The following is a 2,753-nucleotide window of genomic DNA, read 5'->3' as shown; positions in this document are numbered from 1 at the left end:
ACAAGATGATGCATCACTTGTGACAAGTTTAAGCACAACACCTTGAAAAAAGACTTCGGAATGTGAAAATTAATCAAACTGAAAATCCGAAACACCGATAATAGAACCGTCGGCTGCTTTCTCGGGTTGCCAGGAACGCACCATTATTTTCGGTTCATCCGGGTTTTCCAGATCAAACATCAAAAAAAGATAACCTTTGTCTCGATAATCTGATGAATAATAATACTGTCCGATCTGCATTCCGAAAACTTTCTTACCTTTGCTTGATACTCTATCTATCGTGTTGTCGGAAAAGCGGATATTGATGAACTCTTTTTTGGAAAATTGCTTCTGTAGTCTCTTGATATATTCTCCTTTTTTCAGAGTGATATATTCGATCATTCCCGCACCGAGTTGTTGATAAAGTCTGTCGGAATAATCATCCGGTTTTCGCTGAATTACTCTTCCCACAATGATCAGCGCATCATCACAAAAAACATCTTCGATAAAATCTATATCTTTCAAACAATACGCAGTTTTGTATTGCTCGATAAAATTTACGATCAAAGCTTTTTCTTCATCTGTTCCGTATTTTTTGGACATTATATCTTTTATAGCAAGATCGGATAAGGAAAATGTAACTCCGTCGATCTTATTATCTTGATCGAAAACAAAATTTACATTTTCCGTAAAATCCTCATTGGAAGAGCGAAAATCAAATTTCAGCGGAATACTTCTCACCACCCTCAAATCACCGATCTTCAGCATCTTCAAAGTAATTTTCTCGGGCAGAATTTCAGCATTACCATAACCGATCAGAGCATTAAAATCTCTGAAACCTCTGGCAGTAAAATATTTGCGAGATGTTCCCAAATCTTTTTTGGAAATCGCTGTGATGATATTATTCAATACCGCAATTTTTTCTCTGGAAATTTCGTCCTCATAAGAAATAACCGATTCCACCGACTCGATGTTTTTCACTTCCTCTTTTTGTAATTCACATTTTTTATAGGAATTATTGAATTTCTTCGCTTTCATCGAACCGAGAGTTTCCCTTATTTCTCCGCTGAAACCGTGTTCCCTGAAACTGCAATCGATTTCCATTTCAATAAAGGATAGAGTTTTTGCCATTACTTTCTTAATGCTGAAATATCCTTTCCCATTCGTCCAACGCTCGAAATCCGACCATTGATAGCCGTCATTATATTTGACCAACAAACCATCTGCGGGCATTCCCTGATAAGAAGCAAACAGTAAAATATCGAGACAATTGGAATCTTTCACATCTTTAATGGAAGTTATTTCTATCTTAATTTTGGATAGGATTTTCTCGATCTGATTCACGAGAGCAGTATTTAATAATCGTTCTTCATGATCGAAATAATAGGTGATCGTTTTATGTTCCGGATGAGTTTTCAAGAGCATTAACGCCCAATAATAATTCCTGATCGCATCGACCGCATTATTGGAACTTTCCGCAATCTCACCTTCTGCCACGAGAGATAATATCTGCGTTTTGCGTTCTGCGAAAATTCTTTCTTTATCTTCCGGAGTAAGATAACGATAAATTATTTGATTATTTTTTGTAGAAGCAGGATCAATAAACTTTTTGGCATTGCTCAATTGAATATCGGTAAAAGTTTTTACCACGCTTTCGCAATATTCATCGATTTTAAAGTTTTCCTCTCTCGCAATGCTGACGAAACTGCTTTTGACTTCCACGATAATTTGCGATGCCAGATCCTGTAAGGCATATTTATCGGCTTCAGATTCAGTTTTGGCTTCACCTTTGCCGACGATCAGTTCTCCGCTGTTTTGCATCTGTTTTAACTGATTTACGGTTATTGCCTGCAAAGATAAAATGCCGATCAGTAAAATTATGATAAAAATTTGCTTTTTCATAAAACTCCTTTCTTTGTTTGGAGTGCATTAACTGTGTTAATGCTAAGCGACGAAGTCGCTTCCAAATCTTCGGAATGTGCGAAGCTCTTCCGAATGATGTTCTGTTTTCAAACGATCTAAAGCTCTTCCGAATGAGGTTCTGTTTTCAAACGATCTAAAGATCTTCCGAATGATGTTCTGTTTTCAAACGATCTAAAGCTCTTCCGAATGATGTTCTGTTTTCAAACGATCTAAAGCTCTTCCGAATGATGAAAATAAACCAGATAAACATTACGAATGATAAAAATAAATCTCTAACATTCCGATGAGCTGCGCACAATCGGAAGTTAATAATCCGAGACCTGCTCCAAGCCAAGACTTGTCATCCCGAAAGCATTCGGGACAGATCATGTGTTAAGTCGCCCTCTCACACCAAGCACCAACCAAACCACCATCCAACTTATCCCAGATTTCTATCGGGATGATCCTATGTCAACTTAGCACAAGATGATTTCATCACTTTTGACAAGTTTTAACATAATTCGTGTATCAAGTGTATTACTTTTACTTCCATTTTTGCCTATTTAAATTTTTTCAAAAAAATTTCTTTTACACAAAGTGTAAAAGAGTAAAAGGGAAAAGGATTATTCATTAAGGAGTCCTGGCAAAACGAAACCCGACGCCGCTGCCGCTGCCAGAGGGAGCACTGCTGCCGCGACCGGCAACCCGGCAGTAGGGAACGAAGCTGCTCCACGAACCGCCACGCAAAACGGACAAGTCACCGGAGCTTGGACCTCGCGGATCGTTCTTTGGGCTTTTGTTATAATAATCTTTATCATACCAATCGTTACACCATTCCCAGACATTTCCGCTCATATCATAAACTCCAAGTT

Annotated in this window: 2 protein-coding genes; both read right to left on the bottom strand. The window is 38.1% G+C overall.

Annotated elements, in window-relative coordinates:
• Positions 1-69: 69 nt before the first annotated feature.
• On the bottom strand, positions 70-1,881 hold the full coding sequence (locus ENL20_00470; protein ID HHE37035.1) for a hypothetical protein: 1,812 nt from the start codon (positions 1,879-1,881) through the stop codon (positions 70-72).
• Between the two features lie 630 nt (positions 1,882-2,511).
• The coding region (locus ENL20_00465) for a hypothetical protein (GenBank protein HHE37034.1) at positions 2,512-2,753 on the bottom strand (242 nt) is incomplete at its 5' end.

The organism is Candidatus Cloacimonadota bacterium (genome assembly GCA_011372345.1).
Taxonomy (GTDB): Bacteria; Cloacimonadota; Cloacimonadia; order Cloacimonadales; family TCS61; genus DRTC01.
The sequence above is the reverse complement of the archived record's forward strand: the minus strand, read 5'-3'. Positions and strand labels throughout refer to the sequence as shown.

What these genes read in the sequence shown, in the direction of transcription:
- ENL20_00470 (HHE37035.1), bottom strand. Translation starts at nt 1,881, where the DNA reads ATGAAAAAGCAAATTTTTATCATAATTTTACTGATCGGCATTTTATCT.